This is a genomic window from Rhizobacter sp. P2_H3, from assembly GCF_056403355.1.
The window spans coordinates 1-6,163 of record NZ_JBFUFQ010000300.1; the positions used below are offsets into that span (position 1 = coordinate 1).

The window sequence follows — 6,163 nt, forward strand, 5'->3', positions numbered from 1 at the left end:
AGGTTGCCCTGCGCGATCTGCGAGCTGGCGGTGGCGACGCTCTCGGCATTGCCGCGCACGCTGCCGACGATCTGCACCAGGCTGTCGCGCATGCGCTGCAGCGCCCGCAGCAGGTGGCCGGTTTCATCGTGGGAGTCGATCTTCAGCGTCGTGCTGAGGTCGCCCTCGCTGACCTGGTCGGCGAGCACCGCGGCCTGCTTCAGCGGGCGCACGATCGAACGCGTGACGGCCCAGGCGATCAGCGCACCGAACGCCGCGGCCAGGCCGGCCAGCCCGAGCATCAGCAGGCTGTCGGCGCGGGCCGCCGCCTGGATGTCGCTCGCCACCTGGCGCATCTCCTGCTGCTGCGCCTCGACCAGCGCATCCACGGCCTTGAAGTAGGCGTTCTGCATCGGCCGCACGTCGGCCAGCAGGAATTTGGTCGCCGCGGCATCGTCGTCGGCGAAGCCGAGCGCGATCGCCTTGTCGACCGCCTGCTCGTACGGCGGCAGGGTCTGCGACACCGTCTTCAGCAGCTCGCGCGTCGAGGCGCTGTGCACCGTGGCTTCGAGCCCGGCGACGATCTCGGCATTCTTCGCGCGCATCTCCTCGATGCGCTTCCGCTCGGCCTGCATGACCGCCTTGTCCGACAACAGCACGATGTTGCGCACGCCGCGCGCGATCACGTTCTGGTTGTCCTTCATGTGCGACAGCTGGACGACCTTGTCCATCTCGTCGCGTGTCAGGTCGCCGACCTGCTGGCTGATCGTCGCCATCTGCTGCCGGGCCGCCAGCGCCATCGCGACCGCCACCATGATCGTGATCAGGAAGCCGGCGCCGAGCCGTTTGCCGATCGTGAAGTTGCCGAGGAAGTTCATCGTGGTCATCCTGAGGACGCTGCGGCGGGAGGCCACTACCAGCGTACTGAAGGCGATATCGACGACGGATAGACCGGCTTGAAGCAGACAAACGTCCCGTATTGCGCAGGCTTGCACACCCGGTCCGCCCATGCGAAACGCCCCGCGCGGCATTCACCGACACGGGGCGTAGGGCGTTTCCCTTCCGGCAGCGGCCTCCAGGCCGCCGCGCTCACTGGGCCGAACGCGAGGCGGCGCGCTGGGCGCTCAGGTGGTTGGTCGCCTCGACGTTGTAGCCAGCCAGTTCGCCCTGGCTCACCGAGCGGCCGATCAGCTTCATGCGCTGTTCGAACTGCTGCTGCGCGCTGCCGGCGAAGGTGTCGCCGGCGACGGCCGGCGCCGAGGTTTCGCCGAAGGCCGGCGTGCGGCCGATCAGGCTCATGCGGGCGGCGTGGGCAGCGCGCTGTTCGGCAGCGGTCTGCAGCTTGCCGGTGTTGCTGTCGACGAATTGCGCCGGGGCTTGTTCGCCGGCCTGCGGCGTGCGGCCGATCAGGCGCATTCTTTCGGCATACGACGAGGTCTCGGCCAGCGCTGCGCCGTGGGCGGCGGCAAGGGCGAGGGAGGCGGCGATGAGAAGCTTGCTGTTCATGATGAGTTCCTTGAGCTTGAAGGTGGCAATGAAAGGTTGGATGGAGCTTGTTTCTTGCGGGTCGCCACGCCTTCATCGCGTGTCCGGCTCGTTCGAACTCGACGGGTCGTCTGGTAGGAGACAAAGCATCGATGGGATGAACTCTAGTGGTTAACCCTGAATTCATCGACGGGCGTTTGGTGAATTGATCATTGCCTCGATCGCAACAATGAGCGCGATCCACAGACTTGAAATCCGGAAGTGCCTCCAAGGGGAGGTGCCGCGCCGCACGGCGCGGAGTAGCCTGCGGGCTCGCATCCCGCTCACTTCAAGGAGAACACCGCATGGCCAGCACCTCCCCGCTCGACGTCGTCGCGATCGTCGGCAGCCTGCGGCGCGCGTCATTCACGCGCGCGCTGGTGAACGCATTCACGCCGATCGCGCCGCCCGCGCTGAAGATCGAGATCGTCGGCATCGGCGAGCTGCCGCTCTACAACGAGGATGCCGAGGCCGATCCGCCCGCCGCCTGGAAGGCCTTTCGCGAGCGCGTCTCGCGCGCCGACGCGGTGCTGTTCGCGACACCCGAGTACAACCGCTCGATGCCCGGTGGGCTGAAGAACGCGATCGACGTCGGCTCGCGCCCCTATGGCAAGAGCGTCTGGTCGGGCAAGCCTGCTGCCGTGGTGAGCTGCTCGCCCGGCGCGATCGGCGGCTTCGGCAGCAACCACCACCTGCGGCAGTGCCTGGTGTTCCTCGACATGCCGGTGCTGCAGCAGCCCGAGGCCTACATCGGCAACGTCGCGAAGCTGCTCGGGCCGAACGGCGAGATCAGCGACGAGAAATCACGCGAGTTCTGCACCCAGCTGCTGCAGAAGTTCGAGGCCTGGATCCAGCGCCAGCGGCGCTGACCGGCCGGCGGGCCTCAGTGCCCGCCGCGCACCGGGAGGGCAGCGCCGTGGATGGCGCGCGCCTCGTCGCTGCACAGGAAAGCGATGACGCGCGCGATGTCCTGCGGCGCGGTCCAGGTGCTGAAGTCGGCCTGCGGCATCGCGCTGCGGTTGGCCGGCGTGTCGATGGTGCCGGGCAGCACCGAGTTGGCGCGCACGCCGCTGCCGCGCAGCTCGTCGGCCAGCGTGGCCATCAGCGAGAGCACTGCGGCCTTCGACGCCGCATAGAGCCCCGAGCCCGCTGCCGGGCCCAGCCCCGACATCGCGGCCACGTTGACGATGGCCCCGGCGCCTTGCGTGCGCATCGCCGGCACCACGGCGCGCAGCAGCGCATGCATGGCCCGCAGGTTCATGCCGATCATCTGCTCGAGGACCGCGCCGTCCTGCTCCCACAGCGGCGCACCGCCGGCATAGCCGCCGATCGCGTTGACCAGCGCATCGATGCGCCCGTGGCGTTGCAGGCACGCGTCGACCGCCTGCCGCACCGCGGCCTCGTCGCCGGCATCCAGCTCGATCCCCTGCACCGCCACCGCGCCGGGCCGCAATTGCTTCAGCAGCTCGTCGAACGAGCGGCGCTGGCGGTAGCTGACGATCACGCCCGCGCCTGCATCGACGAAGGCTTGCGTGACGGCGCTGCCGAGCGCGCCGGTGCCACCGGCTACGAGGACGATCGCGGGACGGTTCATCGTGGGCTCCTTGAAAAGAGAGCGGATTCTCGCCGCAACCCAGGGCAGTTGCGGCTCGACAGCCGTGCCCGGAAGTCTTAGGCTGCGGCGATGGGAGTCAAGATCGCCGCCACCAGCGCGGCCCTGTGCTTTGCGGCGTCGGCGGTCCAGGCGGCGGATCCGGGCTTGACCGATCTCTCGATCGAAGAGCTCGCCAACCTGCAGATCACCTCGGTGTCGCGCCGTGCCGAGCGGCTGAGCGATGCTGCCGCCGCGGTCTACGTCATCACCCCCGAGGCGATCCGGCGCTCCGGGGCCACCTCGCTGCCGCAGGCGCTGCGGCTGGCGCCCAACCTGCAGGTGGCGCAGGTCAACGCCAACCAGTACGCGATCAGCGCGCGCGGCTTCAACAACGCCATCGGCAACAAGCTGCTGGTGCTGATCGACGGGCGCACCGTCTACACGCCCTTCTTCTCCGGCGTGTTCTGGGACCAGCAGGACCTGCTGCTGGAAGACGTGGAGCGCATCGAGGTAATCAGCGGCCCGGGCGCGACGCTGTGGGGCTCGAACGCGGTGAACGGCGTGATCAACGTCATCACGCGCGCCGCCTCCGGGACACAGGGCGTGCTGGCCGTGGCCGACGCCGGCACCGACGAGGGCCGGCTGGCCGCCCGCTACGGCGGCACGCTGGGCGAGCTCGGGCACTTCCGCCTGTATGGCAAGCGCTCGCACCTGAGCCCCACCCGGACCGCGGCCGGCACCGAAGCGACCGACCGCTGGGACATGCAGCAGGCCGGGTTCCGCGCCGACGGGTCGGCCGGCAGCGACGACTGGACGCTGCAGGGCGACATCTACCGCGGCATCTCCGATGCGCAGTTCTTCGTCGGGCTGATCAACGCGGGCCGGCTCGAAGCCGCCGGCGCCAACCTGCTGGGCCGCTGGACGCACCGCTTCGACGGCGACTCGAGCCTGCGGCTGCAGGCCTACTACGACCGCAGCAAACGCGACGACCCGGTGTCGTACCGGCCGCAGGAGCGCATTGCCGACATCGAGGCCCAGCATGCGCTGCGCCTGGGCGCGCACCAGCTCGTGTGGGGCGGCGGCTACCGGCGCGCCAGCGACGACRTGCAGCCCGGCGTCGTCTTCGGCTTCGTGCCGGCGAGCCGCACGCTCCACTGGACCAACCTGTTCCTGCAGGACGGCATCCGCATGGGCGACACCGTCGACCTGACGCTCGGCGCCAAGCTGGAGCACAACGACTACACCGGCACCGAAAAGCTGCCCAGCGCACGCCTGGCCTGGAAGCCGGCGCCGCAACAGCTGCTGTGGGGCGCCGTCTCGCGTGCGGTGCGTGCACCGGCCCGCCTCGATCACGACCTCCGGGTGCCACCGCCGCCGCGGCCGGTCTACATCATCGGCGACGGCTCGAGCTTCATCTCCGAGGTGGCCACCGTCTTCGAACTCGGCTGGCGCGAGCAGCTGGGCGCGCAGCTCAGCTGGTCGGTCGCCGCCTTCCACACCCGCTGGAGCCGCCTGCGCAGCGGCCAGCCGCCGCCGAACGCGCAGGTGCAGAACATGATCGACGGCAGCACCCGGGGCATCGAAGCCTGGGCCGACTGGCGACCGGTGCCGCGCTGGCGGCTGAGCGCCGGTTTCACGCTGCTGCTCGAGGACCTGCAGGTGATGCCGGGCAGCACCGACCCGGTCGGCCCGCGTGTGCTCGGCAACGATCCGCACCACCAGTGGTCGCTGCGCAACAGCATCGACCTGACGCCGACGCAGGAACTCGACATCGACGTGCGCCGCGTCGCCGCGCTGCCCGCCCCGCAGGTGCCGGCTTACACCGCCTGGGATCTGCGCTACGGCTGGCGGCCGCGCGCCGACCTGCTGCTGGCGCTGGTCGGCCGCAACCTGTTCCAGCCCTCGCATGCGGAGTTCGGCGACCCAGTTCCCCGCAGCGAGATCGCGCGCAGCGCGCTGCTGCAGGTGACCTGGACGTATTGACGTGGGCGCGGTGGTGGCAGCCGACCCGCCGCACCGCCTCGGGCGGCGGCGCGTGCTCGGCCTTCCGTTGCTGTTTGCCCCGTGGTTGGCCGTGCCTTGCGCCGCCCAGTCGCCGGGCAGTGCCGCCGAGTACCAGATCAAGGCCGCCTACCTCTACAAGTTCCTCGCGTACATCGAATGGCCGCCGCAGGCCTTCGAGCGCGAGCACGCGCCGATCACGATCGGTGTGCTCGGCTCGGAGCTGCTGGCCGGCGAGCTCGCGCAGGCCGTCTCCGGGCGCGAGGTCAACGGCCACGACATCGTGGTGCGCCGGCTGCGCGCCGGCGACACGGCGAGCGGCCTGCACGTGCTGTTCATCGGCCGCAGCGACAGCGCGCGGGTCGCGCAGATCACCGCGGCCGTCAAGGGCCAGCCGCTGCTGATCGTCAGCGAGTCCGACGACGCCTTCGCGCTCGGCAGTGCGATCAACTTCCTGGTCGTCGACGACAAGGTGCGCTTCGACGTGGCGCTGCGCCCTGTCGAGCAGGCCGGCCTGAAGGTCAGCTCGCGCCTGCTGGCGGTGGCCCGCAAGGTGAACACGCCATGACGATGCGCGGCACCCGCTCGCTGCGCGCCAAGCTGATCGGCATCGTGCTGCTGACGACGCTGCCGGCGGTCGCGGTCGCGCTCGCCGCGCTGGTGGCCTACGACCTGCGGGCCTATCACCAGGCCTGGGTCAGCGACATCGGCACGCAGGCCGAGCTGATGGGCCGCACCACCGCGCCGGCACTCGCCTTCGACGATGCGAAGGCGGCGGGCGAGAACCTCGGGCTGCTGCGCTTCCGGCCGCAGGTGCATGCGGCGGCGCTGTACAACGCGCGCGGCAAGCTGTTCGCGTCGTATGCGGCGACGCCGCAGCAGTCGCGCTTTCCGCCGCATCCCGAAGCCGACGTGGAGCGCGTCGACGGGCGCGACCTGGTCATCTTCCGCCGCGTCGTCAGCGGCGGCGAGTTCCTGGGCACCGTCTACCTGCGAGCCGACTACGAGCTGTACGACCGCTTCCGCGACTACGCCGGCATCGCCGCCGCCGTGGCGGTGCTGGCC

General features: G+C 70.2%; 7 protein-coding genes. 4 read left to right on the plus strand and 3 right to left on the minus strand.

Annotation, left to right across the window (positions count from 1 at the left end):
- Both AC1D1T_RS29320 and AC1D1T_RS29325 read right to left on the minus strand, forming a co-directional pair.
- A partial coding sequence (locus AC1D1T_RS29320; protein WP_477993013.1) for an MCP four helix bundle domain-containing protein occupies nucleotides 1-857 on the minus strand: 857 nt, incomplete at its 3' end.
- A gap of 211 nt (nucleotides 858-1,068) precedes the next feature.
- Nucleotides 1,069-1,485 carry a hypothetical protein gene (locus AC1D1T_RS29325; protein ID WP_477825202.1) on the minus strand — a complete coding sequence of 139 codons (417 nt, stop codon included), beginning with the start codon at nucleotides 1,483-1,485 and terminating at the stop codon, nucleotides 1,069-1,071.
- Nucleotides 1,486-1,808: 323 nt separating this feature from the next.
- Between AC1D1T_RS29325 and AC1D1T_RS29330 the strand changes: the two genes are divergently transcribed.
- A complete protein-coding gene (locus AC1D1T_RS29330; protein ID WP_047505934.1) occupies nucleotides 1,809-2,372 on the plus strand; it encodes an NADPH-dependent FMN reductase in 564 nt (187 codons plus the stop codon).
- A gap of 14 nt (nucleotides 2,373-2,386) precedes the next feature.
- On the opposite strand, the gene AC1D1T_RS29335 is transcribed toward AC1D1T_RS29330, so the two are convergent.
- The gene (locus AC1D1T_RS29335; protein WP_465113946.1) at nucleotides 2,387-3,097 is read right to left on the minus strand and encodes an SDR family NAD(P)-dependent oxidoreductase; all 711 of its coding nucleotides are present in this window, start codon (nucleotides 3,095-3,097) and stop codon (nucleotides 2,387-2,389) included.
- A 90-nt stretch (nucleotides 3,098-3,187) separates the two neighbouring features.
- Between AC1D1T_RS29335 and AC1D1T_RS29340 the strand changes: the two genes are divergently transcribed.
- The 3 genes from AC1D1T_RS29340 to AC1D1T_RS29350 form a co-directional block, all read left to right on the plus strand.
- The gene (locus tag AC1D1T_RS29340; protein ID WP_477993014.1) at nucleotides 3,188-5,080 is read left to right on the plus strand and encodes a TOL_0244 family TonB-dependent receptor; all 1,893 of its coding nucleotides are present in this window, start codon (nucleotides 3,188-3,190) and stop codon (nucleotides 5,078-5,080) included.
- 1 nt (nucleotide 5,081) lies between these two features.
- Entirely contained in the window at nucleotides 5,082-5,666 is a 585-nt protein-coding gene (locus AC1D1T_RS29345) for a TOL_0243 family YfiR-like periplasmic protein (RefSeq protein ID WP_047505928.1), read from the plus strand.
- A partial coding sequence (locus AC1D1T_RS29350) for a sensor histidine kinase, YfiR-like protein-associated (protein WP_477993015.1) occupies nucleotides 5,663-6,163 on the plus strand: 501 nt, incomplete at its 3' end. The genes AC1D1T_RS29345 and AC1D1T_RS29350, both read left to right, overlap by 4 nt.